Origin of the sequence: Paraburkholderia sp. RL17-337-BIB-A (assembly GCF_046025895.1) — a bacterium.
Taxonomy (GTDB): domain Bacteria; phylum Pseudomonadota; class Gammaproteobacteria; order Burkholderiales; family Burkholderiaceae; genus Paraburkholderia; species Paraburkholderia fungorum_C.
The window spans coordinates 1,654,388-1,676,560 of record NZ_JARESY010000001.1 but is presented as its reverse complement, the minus strand read 5'-3'; the positions used below and the strand labels follow the sequence as shown (position 1 = coordinate 1,676,560).

Below are 22,173 nucleotides of genomic sequence, written 5' to 3'. Positions count from 1 at the left end.
TACGCTGACTGCCCGCGCCTTTCCCCTTTCCTCGCTTTGCCATGACTCAACCCATTCCCAATGTGCTGACGATCGCCGGTTCGGATTCCGGCGGCGGCGCCGGCATTCAGGCCGATCTGAAGGCGTTCTCGGCGCTCGGCGCTTACGGCGCGAGCGTGATCACCGCGCTCACCGCGCAGAACACGCGCGGCGTCACGGCGATTCATGCGCCGGAGCCCGCCTTCATCACCGCACAACTCGACGCGGTGTTCGACGACATCCGTATCGATGCGGTGAAGATCGGCATGCTCGCGAATGCGCAAATCGCGCGCGCGGTCGCCGATGCATTGCGGCGGCACAAACCGAAGCACGTCGTGCTCGACACGGTGATGATCTCGAAGAGCAATCACGCGCTGCTGCTGCCGGACGCGGTCGCGGTCGTGCGTGACGAGTTGCTGCCGCTGGCCGATCTGTTGACGCCGAATCTGCCGGAAGCCGCGGCCTTGTTAGGCGTGCCAGCCGCCACCGACGAAGCCGGCATGGTCGAACAAGGCGAAGCGCTGCGTGCGCTTGGCGCGCGGGCGGTGCTGATGAAGGGGGGCCATTTGAGCGCGGCCGACAGTCCCGACTGGCTCGTGGAAGACAGAGGCACGCTGCGTCTCTTCGGCCCGCGCGTGCCGGTGAAGAATACGCATGGGACGGGGTGCACGCTGTCGGCGGCGATTGCGGCACTGATTCCGCAGCGCGCCGATCTGGCGAGCGCGGTCGCCGACGCCAAGCTGTATCTGACCGGCGCTTTGCAGGCGAGCGATCGGCTCGACGTCGGCAGCGGCGTCGGACCGGTGCATCATTTTTATCGCTGGTGGTGACTGAGGCGCCTTGCGCCTGCGCTATTGCTGCGCGTAGGCCTGCGCGCGCCCGGGCCAGTCGTCTGGGACGATGAAGCCGCGCGAGCGCTCTATCAAGTTGCCCACGCCGTCGTCGGCAAATGCCGCGACCATCGTCGGTCCATGCTGATTTGAGATTTGCTCAGCGAGCGTGTGCGCATCGGCAAAAGCGATTCCCGAAGCCTCCGCTTCACGCCGCTCATGACGCCTCGGCGCAAGCCATTCCAGCCGCGGCAACAGGCGCCACGTTTGCGCATGCGCGGCGGCAAAGTCCGACCAATCGCTGCGCGTAACCCACCAGCCACGTCCGTGCGACGGATCGAGTTCGGCAGGCCCGGCCGGCGCCTCGCCAACGCGATAGAACAACCAGCCTTTGATATACATCTGCGGCGTCCACGGCCCTGGGTAGCCGACCGACGCGAACTCGTCGCGCCCGCTCAACGGCAGTTGATGATTCAGCACGTGCGCAAGCTTCAGATCGAAGCGGTCTTTCAGATTCGGGCCGACGTAGTCGGCTAAGCGCGCCGCCGGGTACGTGGTCGATGGTGTGGTCGACTGCGTGACCGAGTGCGAGTCCAACTGCGTGATCGATCGCACGTGGCCCTCGCCGGCATGCAGATAGCACTTCACCGCAAGTTCCCAATGCAGCCGCGCACCCTGCTGCGTCGTCACCAGGAAATCGCATTCACCGAGCGTGACGCCCGCGCGCCGCAACGGCAAACTGGCCGCGACCAGGCGCGCCGCCGGTCCATGTTCCAGGAACCATCCGAGCAGCCGTTCGGCGTAGCGGCCAAGACGCGTGATACGCGTTGCGGTAAGTTCGCGCTGCAACTCGGCGGGATCGGCATCCAGCGCGCGTAACCAGTCGACGGTTGCTTCAGCTTCCTGTGACGTGTCGAAAGGACTGGCGAGCATGCCTACCGGTGGTTGCGCGCGCAACAAATCGGCGCTCAGCAGCAACCACGCGAGATCACGCACGACCGGTTCACGCAATGTGTAGAGCAGCGCCTCGAGGAGCGCTGCGGATGTGGCGGGTGCGGCCGGTGTGCCGGATGTGCCTGACGCGCCGGATGTGCCGGATGTGCCGGATGTGCCGGATGTGCCGGATGTGCCGGGGGCGGCGGCGAGGCGCGCCGTCGGCCCGGTCGTGCCGGTCACTTGGCCGCTTGGGACGGCACGCCGCCCGCCGCGAGCCACGTATCGCGCGCGAGACACAGGTCTGCCCAGGCCTTCGCTTTGTCCGGCAGGCTGCGCAACAGATAGGCCGGGTGATAGGTGACGATGACCGGTACCCCTTCGTACTCATGCACGCGGCCGCGCAGCGATGAAATACTCGCCTCGGTCCTGAGCAGGCTTTGCGCGGCGAAGCGGCCCAGTGCAATGATCAGCTTCGGCTTGACCAGCGCGACCTGGCGCTGCAGATAAGGCTCGCAACGCGCGACTTCGTCCGGCTCGGGATTGCGGTTGCCTGGCGGGCGGCACTTGATCACATTGGCGATATAGACGTTGGTGTCGCGCGCGAGCGTCAGCGAACGCAGCATATTGTCGAGCAGCTTGCCGGCCTGGCCGACGAACGGCTCGCCCAGGCGGTCTTCGTTCTCGCCCGGCGCTTCGCCGATCAGCATCCAGTCGGCGTTGCGGTCGCCGACGCCGAATACCGTGTTCGTGCGTTTCTCGCACAGACGGCAGCGCTCGCACGCAGCGACCTGCTCGCTCAACGCGTCCCAGTCGAGCGTCTGGATCGAGGACGGCTCGGGTGTCTCGCGGCGCGCTTCAGCGGGCGCGTAGGGCGGCTGATCGTCGAACCATGCGAAATCGTCGTCGGGCGGAGCATCGAACGCCGGTGGTTCAGGTGCTCGCAACTGCTGCGATGGCGGCTTGATCGGTTGCCGCGCATCGACTGCCGCCTGCATACGCCCTTGCGTCTGTTCGTGCGCTGGCGGCGGTCCACGCCGCTCGCTTTCCTGCATGGAACTCGACGAATCGCTTGCACGTGCCGAAGCCTCGCGATCAGAACGACCGCGTGTCTCCGTTGACGCAGGCGGCTGATCTGCCCGACCCTGCGCGTGACGCTCGCCCTGCATCTGGGCAGCGTCAGCGTGCCGCGCTTCGCCCGTGTGCATCGCGAGCAACGGCGTATCGTTCGCGGAAGTGGACGCAGACGCGGACGCGGCCTGCCGACCATCCCGCGCAAGCGCAGCCGGCGACACCTCACGCGCTACCGCACGCGGATCGTCAGGACGCGCTACAGAAGCCGCGGTCGCAACAGCACCCTGCTCGAGCGCGGTTTCGCCCGCGGACTCCGGCGCCGCCGACATCCCGCGACGCACCCACAGCGGCGCGAGCCCGAACTCTTCCAGTACCGATTCATGCAGCGCCATCTGCGCCCTCCGTGGCAAACGAGAAACGCATCACGATGGCGTCCTCCCGGCTGCGATGCCGCGCCGGATAATAATTTTTGCGCCGGCCAATCGACGCAAAGCCGAAGCGCTCGTAAAGCCGGATAGCCCGATGATTCGACGGTCGCACTTCGAGCAGCAGACCTTCGAGTTTTTCGGCGCGGGTAATGCGCACCGCTTCGCGCAGCAGCGCGAGCCCGGCACCTGCGCCTTGCGCGGCGGGCGTCACGCACAAATTGAGCAGATGCATTTCATCGACCACCGGCATCAGCACGCAATAACCGATCAGCGTGCCCGTTACGTGACGCAGACAGATGCCGAAATAGCCGTTGCGCAGCGAGTCGCCGAAATTGCCACGGCTCCAGGGGAATTCGTAGGCGATTTTTTCGATGGCGGCGACCTCGTCCAGATCGCCTTCGGTCATCGGCGACATGTAGCGGTCCGCCAGTAACACGCCACTCATTGCCGGCCCTCACCTTGTTGCGCGTCATGCGCCAGCCTGGCGGCGATTGCGGCAGCGGCTGCGGCTTGCTCGGCCTTGGCCGCTTTGTCGGCGACGCGCTCGGCGGTGGTCTGGGCGACCTTGTCGCGAATGTATTCCGGCGCGGCCTGATCGGCCGGCACGGTGCGGCCGGCGCGAAACGCACGCAGCGCCGCGTGCGCGAGCGGCACGGCGTGCGGCAGCGCTTCACTGTCGACGGCTCGCGCCGCCGCGACGGCGGGCAGCCGCGCACCGAAGGCTGCAGCAGCATTGCCAGCCAAGATAAAGGGGACGTCGGGTAAAACGAGGCCTTCAGGCGCGTCGAGCGAAGCCGGCCGAAGCGTGCGCCATTCGCCAAGGGCTACGTCCCATGCGTAGTCGGCCCAATAGATTTCGTCCATCCGGGCGTCGAGCGCCGCGAGCACGCGGGTCGCTGATGGATCGCGCAGCCGTGCGCTTTCCGCGCAGGCCAGCAGTGTGCTGATCGGCACGACCGGCAGGTTCAGGCCGAACGCGAGGCCCTGCGCGACGCCAGTCGCCGTGCGAAGACCCGTGAATGAACCGGGACCGGAGCCGAAGGCAATGGCGTGGCAGTCGGCCAGTTTCAGGCCGGCTTCGTCGAAAAGTTCGCGAATCGCCGGGAGCAGGCGCGTGCTGGAGACCGCGCCGGTTTGCTCGTGGCGGACCCAGATGCGGGCTGCGCCGGCGGCCTGGCCCGCGATGTGATCAGTGGACAGGAGCGCTACCGAGCAGAATTCGGTCGAGGTATCGAGGGCAAGAAGCACAGTTTGAGTCATGGACCGTATTGTAATCGGCACCACGCGGGTGGATATGGTTTTGGGGAAGGCTTCGTCCCGCGGGCAAGGCGCATTTTTGGAATAAGCCCTCGGTCCCACGATAACGACCAGTTGTTATGATCATCGGCCAAGCTCAACCCGACCCGCCTCGAGGGCAAAAAATCAATGACAGACATCAACACCCAGTTCGGCCAGGCCCAGGAAGACGTCAAGCAACTGCCGGAGCGTCCGGGCAACCTCACCCTTCTGCGCCTTTACGCCCTCTTCAAGCAGGCCACCGAAGGCGACGTCCACGGCGACAAGCCGGGCTTCACCGACATCGTCGGCAAATACAAGTACGATGCATGGGGCGCGCTAAAGGGCACCGCGCAAGACGCGGCAAAGCAGCAATACGTTGAACTGGTCGAGGCGCTTAAAAGCGGCGCGGCCACCTGAACTGACCTAAGCGCGCTTTTTAAGTCCGCTTCAAGCCCGTTCAGCAGCCAGAACGAAAGTTTTCCCTAAGAAACTTCTTAACGGTGGCGCAGTGCAACAAAACCCTATAGAATACTGCCTGCGCTTCACTGCTTTGCCCGGCTTTCCTCTAGCGGCCTTTGCGGCGCAGCGCCTCGTAGCGTTTAGCTCCAATCCAGTTTAGAACCTGTCCCCTCCTGCCTAGCCCCCTACGGGCGATCATGTCCCAGGCTGGCGGCACGCCGTGTTGGCATGTCGCATCCGATACAGCTTCTAACGAAAAGCTCGCCTTCATTGTCGCGAGCTGCCCCCGTTTTTCGATTTGCTCGCTGCTTTTTTGCTCGCTGAATCCGACGACTTGGGTATGCCGATTGGCGCCGACGTTTTAATTCCGTGTGTACCAAGGTTTTACCAAGGATTTTCATGACTTCGAGCAATACCTCCAGCAGCCCGTTGAACGCCATCGCCGATCAGGCCCTCGGTCTCGCCAGCAGTGACGCTGCACCCGCACAAGCTGCAGCTGTTGCTGCCGCTCCGGAAGCTGTCGCCGCAGAAGCCGCAGCCCCGACCGGCCCGTCGTTCGCGTCGCTCGGTCTGTCCGCGGATGTCGTCTCCGCCCTGACCGCCGCTGGATATCAAAATCCGACTCCGGTTCAGCAACGCGCGATCCCCGCCGGCATTGCCGGCCGCGATCTGATGGTCTCGAGCCCGACCGGTTCGGGCAAGACCGCTGCGTTCATGCTGCCCGCTATCGAACGTTTCTCGCAACTGCAAAAGGCGCAAGCCAGCCAGCCGCGTGAGCCGCGCCCGGCTGACGGTGCCCGCACGCGCCGTCCGCAACCGGTTGCCCGTCCGACCATGCTGGTTCTGACGCCGACCCGCGAACTCGCGATGCAGGTCACCACCGCCGCTGCCACGTACGGCAAGCACCTCAAGCGTCTGCGCACCGTCAGCATTCTGGGCGGCGTCGCTTACGGTCAACAATTGATGCTGCTGGCAAAGAACCCGGAAATCCTGGTTGCCACGCCGGGCCGTTTGATCGACCACCTGGAACGCGGCCGTATCGATCTGTCGCAACTGCAGATTCTCGTGCTCGACGAAGCTGACCGCATGCTGGACATGGGCTTCATCGAAGACATCGAAACCATCGTCGCGGCTACGCCGGCAACGCGCCAGACCATGCTGTTCTCGGCCACGCTCGACGGCAAGATCAGCTCGCTGACCGGCCGCCTGCTGAAGGATCCGGAACGTATCGAGATCGTTCAACGCCTCGAACAACGCACCAACATCGCGCAAACCGTCCATTACGTCGACGACCGCGATCACAAGGATCGTCTGCTCGACCATCTGCTGCGTGACGAAGGCCTCGACCAGGCTATCGTCTTCACGGCAACCAAGATGGACGCGGACCAACTGGCTGGCCGTCTGGCCGACGCCGGTTTCGAATCGGCAGCCCTCCATGGCGATCTGCCGCAAGGCGCACGTAACCGCACGATCAAGGCCTTGCGCGAGCGCCGTGTGCGCGTGCTGGTGGCAACGGACGTCGCCGCTCGCGGTATCGACATCCCGGGCATCACGCACGTGTTCAACTACGATCTGCCGAAGTTCGCTGAAGACTACGTGCACCGTATCGGCCGTACCGGCCGTGCTGGCCGCTCGGGTATCGCAGTGAGCCTCGTGCACCACGCGGAACAAGGCGCCCTCAAGCGCATCGAGCGCTTCGTGCGCACCCCGCTGCCGGTCAACGTCGTTGCAGGCTTCGAGCCGCGCAAGTCGGCTCCGTCGGGCGGTGGTGGCCGTCCTGGCTTTGGCGGCCGTGGCCGTCCGGGCGGTGGCAACGGCGGTGGCCGTCGCTTCGGTAGCGGCAGCGGCGCAGGCAAGCCGGCCGGTAGCGGCGGTGGTTCGCGCAGCGGTAGCAGCAATGGTGGCGGCTGGGCCGGCAAGTCGGCAGGCGGCGGTTCGCGCGAAGGTGGCTTCGGCGGCGGTTCGCGTGACGGTGGCTTCGGTGGCGGTTCGCGTGACGGTGGCTACGGCGCACGCCGCAGCGACGGTCCGCGCACGGCGCGCCGTGGTAGCTAAGCAGCTAAGAAGGACTCAGCAGTTATCAGGCAAGTGCTGTTTGCGTAGCTCGTTCAGTACGTGAGGCGGCCTGAAAAGACCCGGACGGCCCTGCGCCGTCCGTCAGTCGAAAGAAACCGGTGCTCAGGCGCCGGTTTTTTTTCGCCCATATTTTGGTAATCACCCATATTTCACGATGTGGAAAATTTTTTTGCGTCGTAAAAAATCGTGCTGCAATGCACAAGAGCATCTATTGCAAGATGGAAAAAGGCGTTTCTTAATGCGGAACGAAACACTTAAACAATTGATTTTTAACGCAAATAAATAATCAAAAAACGCTCCCAGACCGCTATTGTGCGCCGGTCGATTTGCCTAGACTCTTATATAAGACTTCACGAAACGAAACGCCTCAAACGGCCCGCTTCGACGAAGACAAGAGTCACCCATCCATTACAGGCAACCAAGGAGCACACCATGTCCCGCGAACAACAAGCCAAGCAACTCCAACAGCAATGGGAAACCGATCCGCGCTGGAAAGGCGTGAAGCGTACGTACACCGCTGAAGACGTGATCCGTCTGCGCGGCTCGCTGCAAGTGGAGCACACGCTTGCCAAGCGCGGCGCGGAAAAACTGTGGGAAAGCGTCAACAATGAGCCGTTCGTCAACTCGCTCGGCGCGTTGACGGGCAATCAGGCGATGCAGCAGGTCAAGGCCGGCCTGAAGGCGATCTACCTGTCGGGCTGGCAAGTGGCGGGCGATGCGAACGTCGCCGGTGAAATGTACCCGGACCAGTCGCTGTATCCGGCGAACTCGGTGCCGCTCGTCGTGAAGCGCATCAACAATACGCTGACGCGCGCTGATCAGATCCAGTGGTCGGAAGGCAAGAATCCGGGCGACGAAGGTTACATCGACTACTTCGCGCCGATCGTGGCCGACGCTGAAGCCGGTTTCGGCGGCGTGCTGAACGCGTTCGAACTGATGAAGGCGATGATTGAAGCGGGCGCCGCGGGCGTGCACTTCGAAGACCAGCTCGCTTCGGTGAAGAAGTGCGGCCACATGGGCGGCAAGGTGCTCGTGCCGACCCGCGAAAACATCGCCAAGCTGACCGCCGCGCGTCTGGCCGCCGACGTCTCCGGCACGCCGACCGTGCTGCTGGCCCGCACCGACGCTGAAGCCGCCGACCTGATCACGTCGGATGTGGACGACAACGACAAGCCGTTCCTGACGGGCGAACGCACAGTGGAAGGTTTCTATCGCACGAAGCCGGGTCTGGAGCAGGCGATCTCGCGTGGTCTCGCCTACGCGCCGTACGCCGACATGATCTGGTGCGAAACCGGCAAGCCGGACCTCGAGTTCGCGAAGAAATTCGCCGACGCCATCCATAAGGAATTCCCGGACCAGTTGCTGTCGTACAACTGCTCGCCGTCGTTCAACTGGAAGAAGAACCTGGACGACGCAACCATCGCCAAGTTCCAGCGCGAACTCGGTGCAATGGGCTACAAGTTCCAGTTCATCACGCTGGCCGGTTTCCATGCACTGAACTACTCGATGTTCAATCTGGCCCACGGCTATGCCCGCAACCAGATGACCGCGTTCGTCGAAATGCAGCAGGCTGAATTCGCCGCGGCAGAAAAGGGCTTCACCGCTGTCAAGCACCAACGCGAAGTCGGCACCGGCTACTTCGACGCCGTGACGCAAACGGTCGAGCGCGACGCGTCGACGACCGCGCTGCACGGTTCGACGGAAGACGAACAGTTCTTCGATAAGAAGGTCGCGTAAGCAGGACGACGCGGTCTGAATCGCGAGAACGGCAAGGCAGACGAAAAAGCGGCCCCGTCAGAGGGCCGTCGTCAGGGAGGAGTGCCATCAGGGTCGCAATACGCCGGCGGCCCTGATGGCTGGAATCTGGGAGTGAGGCAGACCGGAGTAACGCGCCATAGGCAGGAGTAAGCGCTAAAGCGCCAACTCTGGTCGACAGCGCAGACAAAGCCAGCGCAACGCATTGTGCGGCGAGCATGGGACGCGCCTGCCACATCGCCGGCGCGTTTTTTTCAAGCCGTGCCTGCCCACGACGCGAAATCGCGAGCACGCGCTTCAGCGGTACACGATGACCGGAATCTTGGTATGCGTCAGGACCCGCTGCGTCTCGCTGCCGATCAGCAGGCTGCCGAGACCGCGCCGCCCATGCGAAGCCATGAAGATCACGTCGCAGGCGCCCTGCTCGGCCGCTTCGATGATGCCCAGATACGGCGCCGGATGCACGCTGGTGCGGCTGTCGAACGCAACACCGAAACGGCGCGCCGCTTGCTCCACTTCCCGCAGATGCACGCGCGCTTCACGCTCGCTGCGCTGCAGAAACTCAACGGGTGGCTCGATCACCACGTCCGAAAACGGCGAGTACGGATATTGCGGCAGACACGCGTAGGCCGTGACGCGAGCGCCGACGGCCTGCGCAAGGTCGATGGCACCGTCTATCGCTTTGCGCGACAGGTCTGAACCATCGGTCGGAACCAGGATATGCCTGAACATGATGCCCTCCGTCGCCGGCTGCGTGCAGCTCGGCGTCCGCGTGCCACGAGGCTCGGCATGGAAGCCGCCTCAATCGATTGTAGTCCGCAGAAATGAGCTCAAGGCCGTCGTGCGGGTCTGTCCGCATATCGGAAACCCGCTGCAAGGGTCTGCGCGGCGATTGTGCAGGTTGGCATTGCAGCGGATCACCGGGCGTGACTTGCACCCTAGCCGGCGTTAGCCCCAGTGATCAGGATGGCCGTACGTATGCTTGAGAAAGTCCAGAAACAACCGAACCCGCAGCGGCAAATGCCGGCGCTGCGGAAAAACCGCATGAATGCCGATCGGCGGCGCAGCAAATTCATCCAGCACGCTGACCAGCCGCCCGGCCGCGATATCCGTGCCGACCTCCCACCACGAGCGCCACGCAAGCCCATAGCCCTCGAGGCACCACTCGTGCAGCACCGCGCCATCCGAGCATTCCATCGTGCCGGACACCTTGATCGACACGACCTTGTCGCCCTGCTGGAACATCCAGCCGCGCTGCTGATTGGCGCTCGCGCCGAGCGCAAGGCAGTTGTGATGCGCAAGATCGGCCAGCGTGTGCGGCGAGCCGCGCCGGCTCAGATACGACGGCGACGCCACGCACACGCGGCGGTTCTCTCCGAGCTTGAGCGACACCAGCGACGAATCGGGCAACTCGCCCAGACGCACGGCGCAGTCGAATCCCTCGTTGACGAGATCGACCAGCCGGTCGGACAGGTCGAGCGTAATCGACACATCCGGATGCGCGACGGTAAAGGCCGGCACCAGCGGCGCAACATGCCTGCGTCCGAACCCGGCCGGTGCCGACAGCCGCAAATGGCCACTCGCCTTCACGCCGCCCGCCGATACGCTGGCCTCGGCGTTCTGCATGTCGTGGATGAGGCGCTGGCAATCCTCGAGAAACGCCGACCCCTCGAAGGTCAACGTGATCTTGCGCGTGGTGCGCACCAGCAATTTGACACCGAGGCGCTCTTCGAGCGCGTCGATGCGGCGGCCGATGATCGCGGGCGCGACGCCTTCGGCGAGCGCCGCGGCGGACAGGCTGCCCCTGGCCGCAACGGTGACGAAAGTCTCGATCTGCTTGAAACGGTCCATGGGAAGGAGCCGCAACGCCCCGAAGGAAGGAAGTCCCTTGGGGAATGCGCTTGAAAGTGGTCGGTGCGCGTCAGATTAGGTTCATAAAAGTAAAAAATCAAGTGATATTTAGCCTCTTTTTTAGCCTGGAGTGTCACTAATACAATCCGTCCTGACCTCTGATAGGAGTGCACGGCAATGTCGGCCACAACGACACCCATCCCTAAAGCAGTGATTTTCGACGCGTACGGCACGCTTTTCGACGTGCATTCGGTGATCGCTGCCGCGGAGCAGATGTTCCCGGGGCACGGCGATGCGCTCTCGCAGTTGTGGCGTCTGAAGCAGATCGAATACACGCAGTTGCGCACGCTCGCAGCACCGCCAGACGCGCCTGACGCCCATTACCGGCCGTTCTGGGACATCACGCTCGATGCCTTGCGCTTCGCCACCAAAAAATTGCATCTCACGCTAGGCCGCGCGGCAGAGAAGCGTCTGATGGATGAATATGCGTGCCTGTCCGCTTTTCCCGATGCCGTGCCCACGCTGCGTCAACTGCGCGACGGGGCTCCGGCTTCGGCTGCTCCGGCTGCTCCGGCTGCTCCGGCTTCGGCTGCTTCGGCTGCTTCGGCTGCTTCGGCTGCTTCGGCTTCGGCTTCGGCTTCGGCTGCTTCGGCTTCGACTGTGTCCACGGGCGGCAAAGCCGGCTCACGGCCCGGTCTCGCGATCCTTTCGAACGGCAATCCGCAAATGCTCGACATCGCCGTGAAGAGCGCCGGCATGACAGGCCTGTTCGACCATGTGCTATCCGTCGACACAGTCCGCGCCTACAAACCCTCGCCGGCGGCCTATGCGCTCGGCACGCAAGCCTTCGGCGCAGAGCCGCAGGAGATCGTCTTCGTGTCGTCGAACGGCTGGGACGTGGCAGGCGCGAGCTGGTTCGGTTTCACCACTTTCTGGCTTAACCGGCAAAACGCACCAGCCGAAGAACTGGGCGTCACGCCGCATGGCGCGGGCGCAGGCATGAACGATCTGCCCGCTTTTCTGAAGTCCCTCGTGTCGCCGGAGCGCCATAGCGGCACGGGCAATATCGATCATCCCAGCGGCAGCCGCACGCGCCAGAGGCCTGGCGCTTGACGGCTACCACATGGATCCCACCAAGCATTTTCAACCGCATCTCAACATTTGCGCCTTTGCAATCTGACCGACCAAGGAGAAATCATGGCGAATTCGCTGTCATCGCAATCATCGCTGCAGTTGCCGCAGGGCATGGACATCACGGCTGAGATCAAGCCGGGCTATGACGCGATCCTCACCCGCGAAGCGCTCGAACTCGTCGCCGCACTGCATCGCACGTTCGAACCGCGCCGTCAGCACTTGTTGCAGGCGCGAGTGGAGCGCACGAAGCGGCTCGACGCCGGCGAGCATCCCGACTTCCTCACCGAAACGAAAAGCGTGCGCGAAGGCGACTGGAAGATCGCTCCGCTGCCGCAAGATCTGCAATGCCGTCGCGTGGAAATCACCGGACCGGTCGAGCGCAAGATGATCATCAACGCGCTGAATTCAGGCGCGGATTCGTACATGACCGACTTCGAAGATTCGAATGCGCCGAGCTGGGATAACCAGATCACTGGCCACATCAATCTGAAGGACGCGGTGCGCCGCACGATTTCGCTCGAACAGAACGGCAAGTCGTACCAGTTGAACGACAAGACCGCTACGCTGATCGTGCGTCCGCGCGGCTGGCATCTGGACGAAAAGCACGTGACGGTGGACGGCAAGCGCGTCTCTGGCGGCATCTTCGATTTCGCGCTCTTCATGGTTCACAACGCGAAGGAACTGGTCGCGCGCGGCTCAGGCCCCTACTTCTATCTGCCGAAGATGGAGAGCCATCTGGAAGCGCGTCTGTGGAACGACATCTTCGTCGCCGCCCAGGAAGCGGTCGGCGTGCCGCGCGGCACGATTCGCGCGACCGTGCTGATCGAAACGATCGTCGCTGCGTTCGAAATGGACGAGATCCTGTACGAACTGCGCGAACATAGTTCGGGTTTGAACGCCGGCCGTTGGGACTACATCTTCTCGGCGATCAAGAAGTTCAAGAACGACCGCGATTTCTGCCTCGCTGACCGCTCGCAGATCACGATGACCTCGCCATTCATGCGTGCCTACGCGCTGCTGCTGCTGAAGACCTGCCATCGTCGCAATGCACCGGCAATCGGCGGCATGAGCGCGCTGATTCCGATCAAGAACGATCCGGCAGCCAACGACAAGGCCATGGGCGGTGTGCGCTCCGACAAGGCGCGCGATGCGGGCGACGGTTACGACGGTGGCTGGGTCGCGCATCCAGGACTCGTGCCGATCGCGATGGAAGAATTCGTCAAGGTGCTCGGCGACAAGTCGAACCAGATCGGCAAGCAACGCGACGACGTGCTCGTCACGGCCACCGACCTGATGGACTTCCGTCCGGAAGCGCCGATCACCGAAGGCGGTCTGCGCAACAACATCAACGTCGGCATCCACTACCTGGGTTCATGGCTCGCGGGCAATGGCTGCGTGCCGATTCACAACCTGATGGAAGACGCGGCAACCGCGGAGATTTCCCGCTCGCAGGTGTGGCAGTGGATTCGCTCGCCGAAGGGCAAGCTCGAAGACGGCCGCAAGGTCACGGCCGAGCTGGTGCGCGAGTTGTCGGCACAGGAACTCGACAAGGTGAAACAGGCCGTCGGCGGCGATACGAAGCCGTACGATCGCGCTGCACAAATCTTCGAGGAAATGTCGACGTCGGAGCAGTTCACCGACTTCCTGACGCTGCCGCTGTACGAGGAAATCTGAGGCATCTGAACGGCCTCATGCATTAACAATAACGACGACGTACCGGGCTCGCTTTCACCAGCCACGCAAGATAAAAGAGCGGCCCGGGTCGCTAGGCTGACCGACCGGACGGCCCGACAGGCGCAGCCTGCCGGGCTGCTTTTTTTGGCGCCCTCAGCGCGTGCCGCGATACTCGACCCAGTCGCCCGACCTGATTTCCGGCAGGCCCTTTACCGCATTGGGCGCGACCGGATAGAAGCGGCAGTTCACGACGTTACCGTCTACCTTCACCATCACTTCCCGCGCGAGGAAACGATCTTCGACGCCGGGATATACCGCTTCGATCTCGTCGAGCACGACAACCAGTTCGTCGTCGATTTCATAGACGTCGCCCGTGACATCCACGCCTGCTTCGTCGACCACCAGACCCGGATACGAGCCGAAGTCGAACAGATGGCCGCGTACCGTGGCCGTGCCGAGCAGATTCGGCGCGGCGATGTCGTTGCGCGCCGCAGCCTCGCTGATGTCGTTTACTTCACCGGCCCGCAATGTGCCGTATACAAAGACGGTCTGCATCGTCGTTTGCTCTCCTTGATAATGGGTTTCAGCTTGCCCTTGCAGTTCCGAGGATTCCCTGTAGCGTCACCGCTTCGCCGCTGAAACACTCGGCGCGACTGAAGAGATGAAAGACCGACTCGAGCACGCGGAGCGTACCAGCGTGAGTTGGTTTTCGTGCGCGTCGCACAGGTCAGCGGTTGCAAAGCTCATGAGTTCTTCCTCGGGATCCGCGTGCAATCGGGACATTATGCAACGTTGGCGCTGACGTAACACCTACAATGGAAGCCATCGGTGGTTTTGGGGCTGCGCGTTCGGAGCGGGGCGTTCGGGTCTGCGTTTTGGGTTTGCGTTTTGGGGTTTGCGTTTTGGGGTTTGCGTTTTGGGGTTTGCGTTTTGGGGTTTGCGTTTTGGGGTTTGCGCTTCCGGGTTTGCACTTCCGGGTTTGCACTTCCGGGTTTGCGCTTCCGGGTTTGCGCTTTCGGGTCTGCCCCTCGGGTCTGCGCTTCCGGGTCTGCCCCTCGGGTCTGCGCTTCCGGCCGTTGTCAAAGTAGTTGTCGCCTCGACAATTAAATTTCAGGCGGCTTTTCGCTCCTGGTAGCGGGGTTGTGGAATGACGCCATCGTCGTCGGCCCGATCCGGATTCAGATGCACGGCATGTATGCGCTTCCAGTTGCGGGCGGGGCCTTTCCAACGCAGCGGATTACGCTGCCGCGCAGTCTCGTAGAGCGCTGCACGTCGATCCAGGATGTCCTGATCGAGATTGGCATGACGCTGGGCTGGCGTCACGAACCGGATCGCGCTGTGACGATGTTCGTGGTTGTACCAGCGCACCAACCCGGCAACCCAGGTCCGCGCGGCGAACAGGGTATCGAACGCCTCCAGCGGATAAGCGGGTCGGTACTTCAGCGTTTTGAACAGCGATTCCGAATAGGGATTGTCGTTGCTCACGCCCGGACGACTCAATGACGGCATAACGCCCAGCGCCTGCAAGGTGGCCAGCATCGTGGCCCCCTTCATCGGACCACCGTTATCGGAATGCAGAATGACCTGGTTGGGCTGTATTGCTTCACGCGCACAGAGATCCTTGAGTACCTCGCTGGCCTGGGCGCTGCTCTCTTCGGCATAGACCTGCCAGCCGACGATCATGCGGCTAAACACGTCCATAAACAGATACAGATAGAAATACTGCCCACGAATCGCCGCCGGCAGGTAAGTGATATCCCAGCTGTAGAGCTGGTTCGGCGCGTCGGCACAGACCGCGCGTGGCTTGCTGCGCACGGTCGTCGGGCGTTCACTACGCCGGTGCGCGAGTTGATTCTCCTCGCGCAGTACCCTGTAGAAGGTCGATTCCGAGGCGATGTAGCGTTGCTGGTCAGCCAGGCGTGGAACGATCTGGCTCGGCGGCAGATGACCGAATTCGGCTGAGTTCGCGACAGCCAGCAATTCGGCACGTTCGGCAGCGCTCAGCTTGTGAGGCGGCTCAAAGCAGCGTAACGAGCGCCCATCCACCGCGTCAGGCTGAGCGCCCTGCCAGCGCTGTACCGTCCGGGCGCTCAGCCCCAGCACCTCACACGCGCGTGCCTGGCGAGCACCGCCCATGGTCGCCTCGCTGATCAAACCAATCAATGTTTTGCGCTCTTCGAGGGCCGTCATTCGGCCTCGTCCCCGAACAGCGCACGATACTTTTTTTGCAGCACCAGCAGCGCCGCGGCTTCAGCCAGCGCTTTCTCCTTGCGGTTCAATTCGCGCTGCAGTTGCATATTGGCGTGCTTCAGTTCACGGACTGCCTGGGCGCTCTCGCGCCGGCTTCCTGTCCCGGCGGCGGCGCAGAAGTCCGCGCGCCATTGATCGAGATGATGGACAAACAGGCCCCGTTCACGACACCACGCGTTCAGGGCCTCCTCGACCAGCCCATGGCTCTGCTGCAAGGCCAGCAGGCGCTCTTCCAACGACCAGTCTTCCGGACGTTTTGCGTGTCCGGATCCATCGCCCCGGGTCGATGCAGCGGCACCTTTCATCCAGTTCTTCAAGGTCATTACGTTCATGTTCAATTCATCGGCCACGGATCCGATGGTGCGACTTCCGCGGTGAAAGACCTTCAATAGCGCCTGCTCTTTAAACTCGACAGAATACGTTTGTTTCAACTTCAACTTGCACCTCTGATCTCTTTAAATCAAGAAAATTCAGAGGCGACATCTATTGTGACGCAGGGGGCTTCCAGGTCTGCACTTCGGGTCTGCACTTCGGGTCTGCACTTCGGGTCTGCACTTCGGGTCTGCACTTCGGGTCTGCGCTTTCGGGTCTGCGCTTGGGTCCGCACTTCGGGTCTGGGTCTGGGTCTGGGTCTGCACTCTCGGCTCTGCATCTTCGGGGCCACGCATGAAACGCTCTATGCTTGAGTACCCATGCACCTGGTGCCATATTTGCTGCCACCACTGTTTTGAGCTCCGCCCATTGGATCGATCTTCAAGATGAATTCGTCCGCTGACTCAGCCCTGTCGAGCCAGATCCGCTTCGTCGACATCCCACCCGAATTCCAGCCGACGCAAGCGCATCCGATTCGCGTGCGCTCGCGGCTGATGCCGTCAGGCTGGCGGATCGCGCGGCACACGCACGCGTGGGCCCAGGTGGCCTATGCGTCGCGCGGCGTACTGCGAGTCGCGACGACCGGCACGACATGGATGGTTCCGCCATCGAGAGCGATCTGGGTGCCACCGCACGTGACACACGAAGTGGTCGCGGTCGAAGAAGCATTTCTGCGCACGCTCTACATTACCGAAGGCACCGTCCCGGCCGGACTGGATACACCGCGCGTGGTCGAAGTATCGGATCTGCTGCGCGAAGTCATCGCCGCGCTCGATACGCCAGGCATTTCAGCGACACGTGAACAACTGCTAGGCGCGCTTGCACTCGACGAACTGACGCGTTCAGAGCCGCTGCCCCTGTCCGTGCCGATGCCCAACGAGAAACGCTTGCGCGCGTTGTGCGAGGCCGTAATCGCGGACCCGACGAACGGCGGCTCGCTCGAACAGTGGGCCTCGAGCGTCGGTGCGAGTACGCGCACGATCGCGCGCCTGTTTCGTCAGGAGTTGGGCGTGAGCTTTTCGCAATGGCGTCAGCAGGCCATTCTCGCGCGCGCGATTCCCCTCTTGAGCCAGGGGCGGCCGCTGTCGCATGTCGCGCAGGAGTTGGGCTATCAGAGCCAGAGTGCGTTCTCGGCGATGTTCCGGCGGGCATTCGGCGAAAGTCCGCGCGCGTTCATCGAGCGTGGCTCTGAACATCGTGTGGAGAGCGGGAGTCGTGGTGATACAGAGGCTGACGAGGAGACCGCACAAAAGTGACTGCGTGACTCGTCACCGCTAGCCGCGGTGCGTCAAACGCGCCGCGCCAGATGACGGATCGCCCCGAGTTGCGCCAGACGCGGTCCGGTCAGCTTGTACCCTTTGCGCTGATAAAGCCGCGCGGCAGGATTGTCGACGAACACGCGCAACTGCAATTCGCGCAGCCCGCGCTCGCGTGCCCACTGATGCGACATATCGAGCAGATACGTGCCGGCGCCAAGCCGCCGATGCCCTTCAGCAATCTGTACGTCGCGGATATGCAGCGAGTCGCCTTCCTGAGTGATGCGCAGCACGCCGATCGGCTTGCCGTCCACCTCGAGAATGAAATTTTCCGACTCGCGCCAACTGCCGAGAAACAGATCGCCACGCCAGACCAGATGGTGCCGGTGATAATAGCCACCCATGTTGTTGCGAGTCAGCGCCTCGGCGAACTCGAAATCGTCCATGCTGGCGAGGCGCAGATAAAACGGTGACGGAGCTTCGGTTGGATCGAACATGGTGGAACGACGAAGATGGGTCGGGTCAACGGTAAAACAGGCCGCGCGCGCTGGCAATGGCTGTTTGTCCCGAGCATACCCGGACGATATCCAGGCAGACCGGCTGCGCAAATAAAAAAAGCCCACTTCTTTCGAAGTGGGCTTTCTAAAATCTGGCGGAGCGGACGGGACTCGAACCCGCGACCCCCGGCGTGACAGGCCGGTATTCTAACCAACTGAACTACCGCTCCAGATTTTTTACACCGCGGCTTGTGAGCTTTGCTCATTCACCAACTGCACCGCTCATCGCGCTAACTCATATTGCAACTGAGCGACACCGATATCCTGGCGTCCCCTAGGGGATTCGAACCCCTGTACTCACCGTGAAAGGGTGATGTCCTAGGCCTCTAGACGAAGGGGACAACGTACTGCTTACACCTTTAATGAAAAAGCCCGTTCAAGTTTGTATGAACGGGCTTTGTCTGGCGGAGTGGACGGGACTCGAACCCGCGACCCCCGGCGTGACAGGCCGGTATTCTAACCAACTGAACTACCACTCCAGTTTGCCTATCATGACTTGCGAGCGTTGGTTTTTTCTCTGCAAGCTGCGTTGCTTTACTGCTTCTTATCGAACACTAAAGCGACGCTGATGTTTGGCGTCCCCTAGGGGATTCGAACCCCTGTACTCACCGTGAAAGGGTGATGTCCTAGGCCTCTAGACGAAGGGGACATAATCTTTTCAGATTTGTCTTTATCTTGCTGCTAACTTGCGTCAACTTTTGGCTAACTTCTGTGTCGCTAGCAGCAAAGACCGATATTCTAACTACGTTACAACTGTTTGTGAAGTCTTTTTTGCTACAAGCTCCAGACTTCGGAACAACTTCACTCTGCTCTGATGGTGGAGGTAAGCGGGATCGAACCGCTGACCTCTTGCATGCCATGCAAGCGCTCTCCCAGCTGAGCTATACCCCCCTTGCAGAACAGAAACGAGATTCTAGAGGCCAATTTGCGCTTTGTAAATACCCTTTGAGCAATTGCATGCGACTTTTTTCGCAAGTCGCATGCAACCCTCTCAATGCAGCCGCGAACGCGCTCAGGCCAACGCTTTTTCGATACGGCTCACAACGACATCGCGGCCGAACAGCATCAGCACGCTGTCAATCGACGGCGTATGCGTGGTGCCCGCCACGACCAAACGAACCGGCATGGCCAGCTGTGGCATCTTTAGCTTGTGCGCGCCGAGCGTTGCCTTCAACGCTGCGGCGATCGCTTCCTTGGTCCACTCTACGGTCTTGAGCGCTGTAGCCAGTTCGGCAAGCGCCGGGCGCACGACGTCAGTGACATGTTGCGCGAGCGCCTCGGCTTCAGGCGCCGGCACTCGATAGAACATCGCCGCGTTCCCGGCGATTTCCTTCACCGTCGATGCGCGGTCCTTCAGCAAGCCCACCACCGACGCGAGATCGGCGCCTTGCGCGATGGTGGCTTCGTCGATACCCAGCTCGGCGAAGAACGGCTTTGCCAGCTCCGCGAGGCGCGCGTTGTTCGCTTCCTTGATGTAGTGAGCATTCAGCCAGTTCAACTTGTCGTGGTCGTACTGAGCCGGCGACTTGCCCAGATGCTCCAGATCGAACCATTCGACGAACTGCTCACGCGTGAAGATTTCCGCGTCGCCATGCGACCAGCCCAGACGCGCCAGATAGTTGACCACCGCTTCCGGCAGATAGCCGGCGTCGCGATAGCCCATCACGCTCATCGCGCCGTGACGCTTGCTCATCTTCTCGCCCTGCTCGTTCAACACGGTCGGCAAGTGCGCGTACACCGGAGGCTCACCGCCAAGCGCGCGCAGGATGTTGATCTGGCGCGGCGTGTTGTTCACGTGATCATCGCCGCGAATCACGTGGGTGATGCGCATGTCCAGATCGTCGACCACCACGCAGAAGTTGTAGGTCGGCGTGCCGTCCGGGCGCGCGATCACGAGGTCATCGAGTTCTTCGTTCGAAATTTCGATGCGGCCCTTCACGGCGTCGTCCCATGCGACCACACCGGTGAGCGGGTTGCGGAAGCGCAGAACCGGTTGCACGCCTGCCGGCGGCTCCGGCAAGACCTTGCCGGGTTCCGGGCGCCACGTGCCGTCATAGCGCGGCTTCTCGCCGGCCTCGCGTTGACGTTCGCGCAGCGCGTCCAGTTCTTCTGTCGACATGTAGCACGGGTACACGAGCCCCGCGTCCTGCATCTGCTTGAGCACTTCGCGGTAACGGTCCATGCGCTGCATCTGGTAGAACGGACCCTCGTCGAAATCGAGGTCGAGCCATGCCATGCCTTCGAGAATGGCGTCGACGGATTCAGACGTGGAGCGCTCGACGTCAGTGTCCTCGACCCGCAGCACGAAGGTCCCTTTCATCTTGCGCGCGAACGCCCACGGATAAAGCGCGGAGCGAATGTTGCCGAGGTGGATGAAGCCGGTGGGACTCGGTGCGAAACGGGTACGGACGGAGGTGGTCATTAGCGGTTACTCGGAAGACAGGCGCCGGCGCCGTGGCTGGCATTGCCAGTGAAGCGCGGCAGCGGAGCGCGCCCGTGCAGCGCCAGGCGCCTTGCACGAACACGAAGGAAATAGATGCGAGAGCCGAATTATACCTTCCGAACCCGGGTTGCCTGCCCTCGTCCGAATGGCCAATGGCAGTACACAAGACGCGCGAGAAGCGCGCATCAAGGCGTCCGAGGGCTTGCTCTGCAACGTTTCATTACCGCGCCGACGCGCGCTCGGCGCTTTGATTTATGATGTGCGCGCTGCGGGTAGCGATAGAACCACAGCGCATGAAATCGCCACCGGCGGTCCTGGCCGTTGACTATCCGCCTGATCGCGGCACAGGTTGCGGTCGCCTGCGCTGATTGCGCTGGTTGAGCTGGTTGAGCTGGTTGAGCTGGTTGAGCTGGTTGAGCTGGTTGAGCTGGTTGAGCTGGTTGAGCTGGTTGAGCTGGTTGAGCTGGTTGAGCTGGTTGAGCTGGTTGAGCTGGTTGAGCTGGTTGAGCTGGTTGAGCTGGTTGAGCTGGTTGAGCTGACTGTGCTGATTGCGCTGACTGCACTGTTTGCACTGTTTGCACTGTTTGCACCGTTTGCACTGTTTGCACCGCTTGCACTGACTGCCCCGCTTGCCCCGCTTGCACCGATTACGTCGCCCCTGCCGTTGCTGGAGAACCCGTTGAAACCGTCATCCCCCCGCCTTGCCCGTCGCAACTTCTCATTGGCGGCCGCTTCCGCGGTGCTGGCTGCCTGCACCACGACCGGCGGCAGCAAAACCGATAGCACGCCGATTGCCGCTACGCCCACCACCAACGCGCCGCCGCTCGACAAGCCGCAGCGCCCGATCCGCGTCGGGCTCGCGCTAGGCGGCGGCGCCGCGCGCGGCTTCGCGCACATCGGCGTGATCAAGGCACTGGAGGCGCGCAATATCCAGGTCGACCTGGTGGCCGGCACGAGCGCAGGTTCGGTGGTCGGCGCGCTGTACGCGTCGGGGATGAACGGCTTTGCGCTGAACAAGCTCGCACTGACCATGGACGAAGCGTCGATCAGCGATTGGGCCATGCCATTTCGCACGCGCGGCTTTCTGCAAGGCATCGCGTTGCAGAACTACCTGAACACGACGCTCAACAACCGTCCGATCGAGAAGATGGTCAAGCCGCTCGGTGTGGTCGCCACCGATTTGAAGACCGGCCAGCCGATCCTGTTCCAGCGCGGCAACACCGGCATTGCGGTGCGCGCATCATGCAGCGTGCCGTCCATTTTCGAGCCGGTGAAGATCGGCGGCCACGAATATGTGGATGGCGGTCTGGTGAGTCCGGTGCCCGCCTCGTTCGCGCGCAAGATGGGCGCGGATTTCGTGATCGCCGTGGACATCTCGCAGCGACCGGAAAGCGGCCTCACCGCCAGTTCGTTCGATGTGCTGATGCAGACTTTCACGATCATGGGTCAGACGATCAAGGCCTATGAACTCGACAAGTACGCCGACATCGTGATCCGGCCGAATCTGGCGGCCATGAGCGGCAGCGATTTCTCGCAGCGCAACGCAGCGATCCTGGCGGGAGAGGAAGCTGCGGCGAAGATGATGCCGGAGTTGCAACGCAAGTTGGCCACAAGCCGTGCCGCGGTGTAACCCGCCTGGATAGCGCCGGTTATACCGACCCGCGTGGCTTCCTTCAGCTGCTGTCGTAGGGAGCGCGCGGGGCGGATACAGACTGGGGTACAGCGCGAAAGATTCGCCGGCACATATTCGGCAAGCGCCCAAACGCAAAAAGGCCTGCTTCGAAC

18 protein-coding genes and 5 tRNA genes are annotated in these 22,173 nt (G+C 62.3%); 8 read left to right on the top strand and 15 right to left on the bottom strand.

Going from position 1 to position 22,173, the window contains the following annotated elements:
• Positions 1–41: 41 nt before the first annotated feature.
• Positions 42–848: a bifunctional hydroxymethylpyrimidine kinase/phosphomethylpyrimidine kinase gene (gene thiD / locus P0D84_RS07635; RefSeq protein ID WP_408334338.1), complete on the top strand. Its 807-nt coding sequence runs from the start codon at positions 42–44 to the stop codon at positions 846–848.
• A 21-nt stretch (positions 849–869) separates the two neighbouring features.
• Here the strand turns inward: thiD and P0D84_RS07630 are convergent, their stop codons facing one another.
• From P0D84_RS07630 to tsaB, 4 genes are all read right to left on the bottom strand, one after another.
• Positions 870–1,871, bottom strand: a complete 1,002-nt coding sequence (locus tag P0D84_RS07630; RefSeq protein WP_408339718.1) for a DUF1853 family protein — start codon at positions 1,869–1,871, stop codon at positions 870–872.
• Between the two features lie 149 nt (positions 1,872–2,020).
• Entirely contained in the window at positions 2,021–3,247 is a 1,227-nt protein-coding gene (locus P0D84_RS07625) for a uracil-DNA glycosylase family protein (RefSeq protein WP_408334335.1), read from the bottom strand.
• Positions 3,234–3,728: a ribosomal protein S18-alanine N-acetyltransferase gene (gene rimI, locus P0D84_RS07620; protein WP_064266022.1), complete on the bottom strand. Its 495-nt coding sequence runs from the start codon at positions 3,726–3,728 to the stop codon at positions 3,234–3,236. Before rimI ends, P0D84_RS07625 begins: the two co-directional genes overlap by 14 nt.
• On the bottom strand, positions 3,725–4,543 hold the full coding sequence (tsaB, locus tag P0D84_RS07615; protein ID WP_408334331.1) for a tRNA (adenosine(37)-N6)-threonylcarbamoyltransferase complex dimerization subunit type 1 TsaB: 819 nt from the start codon (positions 4,541–4,543) through the stop codon (positions 3,725–3,727). The genes rimI and tsaB overlap by 4 nt, the downstream gene beginning before the upstream one ends.
• A gap of 165 nt (positions 4,544–4,708) precedes the next feature.
• On the opposite strand from tsaB, the gene P0D84_RS07610 reads away from it, so the two are divergent.
• The 3 genes from P0D84_RS07610 (at position 4,709) to aceA (ending at position 8,833) form a co-directional block, all read left to right on the top strand.
• On the top strand, positions 4,709–4,978 hold the full coding sequence (locus P0D84_RS07610; RefSeq protein WP_408334328.1) for an acyl-CoA-binding protein: 270 nt from the start codon (positions 4,709–4,711) through the stop codon (positions 4,976–4,978).
• A 441-nt stretch (positions 4,979–5,419) separates the two neighbouring features.
• Complete coding sequence (locus tag P0D84_RS07605) at positions 5,420–7,075, top strand: DEAD/DEAH box helicase (protein WP_408334325.1); 1,656 nt, start codon at positions 5,420–5,422, stop codon at positions 7,073–7,075.
• Between the two features lie 453 nt (positions 7,076–7,528).
• A complete protein-coding gene (aceA, locus tag P0D84_RS07600) occupies positions 7,529–8,833 on the top strand; it encodes an isocitrate lyase (protein WP_028199401.1) in 1,305 nt (434 codons plus the stop codon).
• Positions 8,834–9,148: 315 nt separating this feature from the next.
• On the opposite strand, the gene P0D84_RS07595 is transcribed toward aceA, so the two are convergent.
• Both P0D84_RS07595 and P0D84_RS07590 read right to left on the bottom strand, forming a co-directional pair.
• Positions 9,149–9,583, bottom strand: a complete 435-nt coding sequence (locus tag P0D84_RS07595) for a universal stress protein (RefSeq protein ID WP_179732722.1) — start codon at positions 9,581–9,583, stop codon at positions 9,149–9,151.
• Positions 9,584–9,799: 216 nt separating this feature from the next.
• Positions 9,800–10,702 carry a LysR family transcriptional regulator gene (locus tag P0D84_RS07590; RefSeq protein ID WP_408334320.1) on the bottom strand — a complete coding sequence of 301 codons (903 nt, stop codon included), beginning with the start codon at positions 10,700–10,702 and terminating at the stop codon, positions 9,800–9,802.
• A gap of 177 nt (positions 10,703–10,879) precedes the next feature.
• Between P0D84_RS07590 and P0D84_RS07585 the strand changes: the two genes are divergently transcribed.
• Together P0D84_RS07585 and aceB are read left to right on the top strand one after the other, a co-directional pair.
• Entirely contained in the window at positions 10,880–11,815 is a 936-nt protein-coding gene (locus P0D84_RS07585; protein ID WP_408334317.1) for a (S)-2-haloacid dehalogenase, read from the top strand.
• 84 nt (positions 11,816–11,899) lie between these two features.
• A complete protein-coding gene (gene aceB / locus P0D84_RS07580) occupies positions 11,900–13,510 on the top strand; it encodes a malate synthase A (protein WP_408334314.1) in 1,611 nt (536 codons plus the stop codon).
• 153 nt (positions 13,511–13,663) lie between these two features.
• On the opposite strand, the gene P0D84_RS07575 is transcribed toward aceB, so the two are convergent.
• Together P0D84_RS07575 and P0D84_RS07570 are read right to left on the bottom strand one after the other, a co-directional pair.
• Positions 13,664–14,065: a gamma-glutamylcyclotransferase family protein gene (locus P0D84_RS07575; RefSeq protein ID WP_408334311.1), complete on the bottom strand. Its 402-nt coding sequence runs from the start codon at positions 14,063–14,065 to the stop codon at positions 13,664–13,666.
• 555 nt (positions 14,066–14,620) lie between these two features.
• Positions 14,621–16,191 (bottom strand): IS3 family transposase gene (locus P0D84_RS07570; protein ID WP_408339716.1). Its coding sequence is split into 2 segments (ribosomal slippage): positions 14,621–15,711 and positions 15,711–16,191, totalling 1,572 coding nucleotides; the frame shifts between segments, so codons are not numbered across the junction.
• A 327-nt stretch (positions 16,192–16,518) separates the two neighbouring features.
• Between P0D84_RS07570 and P0D84_RS07565 the strand changes: the two genes are divergently transcribed.
• The gene (locus P0D84_RS07565) at positions 16,519–17,388 is read left to right on the top strand and encodes an AraC family transcriptional regulator (protein WP_408334308.1); all 870 of its coding nucleotides are present in this window, start codon (positions 16,519–16,521) and stop codon (positions 17,386–17,388) included.
• Positions 17,389–17,420: 32 nt separating this feature from the next.
• On the opposite strand, the gene P0D84_RS07560 is transcribed toward P0D84_RS07565, so the two are convergent.
• The 7 genes from P0D84_RS07560 to gltX form a co-directional block, all read right to left on the bottom strand.
• On the bottom strand, positions 17,421–17,885 hold the full coding sequence (locus tag P0D84_RS07560; RefSeq protein ID WP_408334305.1) for a GNAT family N-acetyltransferase: 465 nt from the start codon (positions 17,883–17,885) through the stop codon (positions 17,421–17,423).
• 153 nt (positions 17,886–18,038) lie between these two features.
• Positions 18,039–18,115: transfer RNA gene (locus P0D84_RS07555), tRNA-Asp, on the bottom strand.
• 95 nt (positions 18,116–18,210) lie between these two features.
• Positions 18,211–18,286: transfer RNA gene (locus P0D84_RS07550), tRNA-Glu, on the bottom strand.
• A 61-nt stretch (positions 18,287–18,347) separates the two neighbouring features.
• Positions 18,348–18,424: transfer RNA gene (locus P0D84_RS07545), tRNA-Asp, on the bottom strand.
• 94 nt (positions 18,425–18,518) lie between these two features.
• Positions 18,519–18,594: transfer RNA gene (locus P0D84_RS07540), tRNA-Glu, on the bottom strand.
• A 166-nt stretch (positions 18,595–18,760) separates the two neighbouring features.
• Positions 18,761–18,836 (bottom strand) — tRNA-Ala (locus tag P0D84_RS07535).
• Between the two features lie 121 nt (positions 18,837–18,957).
• Positions 18,958–20,367 carry a glutamate--tRNA ligase gene (gene gltX, locus P0D84_RS07530; RefSeq protein ID WP_408334301.1) on the bottom strand — a complete coding sequence of 470 codons (1,410 nt, stop codon included), beginning with the start codon at positions 20,365–20,367 and terminating at the stop codon, positions 18,958–18,960.
• Positions 20,368–21,067: 700 nt separating this feature from the next.
• On the opposite strand from gltX, the gene P0D84_RS07525 reads away from it, so the two are divergent.
• Positions 21,068–22,018 (top strand): patatin-like phospholipase family protein, encoded by a 951-nt coding sequence (locus P0D84_RS07525; protein ID WP_408339714.1) that lies wholly within the window; start codon positions 21,068–21,070, stop codon positions 22,016–22,018.
• The last annotated feature ends 155 nt before the right edge of the window (positions 22,019–22,173 follow it).

Coding starts and splice junctions, on each gene's coding strand:
- P0D84_RS07590 (WP_408334320.1), bottom strand. CDS start 10,702: ATGGACCGTTTCAAGCAGATCGAGACTTTCGTCACCGTTGCGGCCAGG.
- gltX (WP_408334301.1), bottom strand. CDS start 20,367: ATGACCACCTCCGTCCGTACCCGTTTCGCACCGAGTCCCACCGGCTTC.
- aceB (WP_408334314.1), top strand. CDS start 11,900: ATGGCGAATTCGCTGTCATCGCAATCATCGCTGCAGTTGCCGCAGGGC.
- P0D84_RS07605 (WP_408334325.1), top strand. CDS start 5,420: ATGACTTCGAGCAATACCTCCAGCAGCCCGTTGAACGCCATCGCCGAT.
- aceA (WP_028199401.1), top strand. CDS start 7,529: ATGTCCCGCGAACAACAAGCCAAGCAACTCCAACAGCAATGGGAAACC.
- P0D84_RS07560 (WP_408334305.1), bottom strand. CDS start 17,885: ATGTTCGATCCAACCGAAGCTCCGTCACCGTTTTATCTGCGCCTCGCC.
- P0D84_RS07565 (WP_408334308.1), top strand. CDS start 16,519: ATGAATTCGTCCGCTGACTCAGCCCTGTCGAGCCAGATCCGCTTCGTC.
- P0D84_RS07575 (WP_408334311.1), bottom strand. CDS start 14,065: ATGCAGACCGTCTTTGTATACGGCACATTGCGGGCCGGTGAAGTAAAC.
- P0D84_RS07595 (WP_179732722.1), bottom strand. CDS start 9,583: ATGTTCAGGCATATCCTGGTTCCGACCGATGGTTCAGACCTGTCGCGC.
- P0D84_RS07625 (WP_408334335.1), bottom strand. CDS start 3,247: ATGGCGCTGCATGAATCGGTACTGGAAGAGTTCGGGCTCGCGCCGCTG.
- tsaB (WP_408334331.1), bottom strand. CDS start 4,543: ATGACTCAAACTGTGCTTCTTGCCCTCGATACCTCGACCGAATTCTGC.
- rimI (WP_064266022.1), bottom strand. CDS start 3,728: ATGAGTGGCGTGTTACTGGCGGACCGCTACATGTCGCCGATGACCGAA.
- P0D84_RS07585 (WP_408334317.1), top strand. CDS start 10,880: ATGTCGGCCACAACGACACCCATCCCTAAAGCAGTGATTTTCGACGCG.
- P0D84_RS07610 (WP_408334328.1), top strand. CDS start 4,709: ATGACAGACATCAACACCCAGTTCGGCCAGGCCCAGGAAGACGTCAAG.
- thiD (WP_408334338.1), top strand. CDS start 42: ATGACTCAACCCATTCCCAATGTGCTGACGATCGCCGGTTCGGATTCC.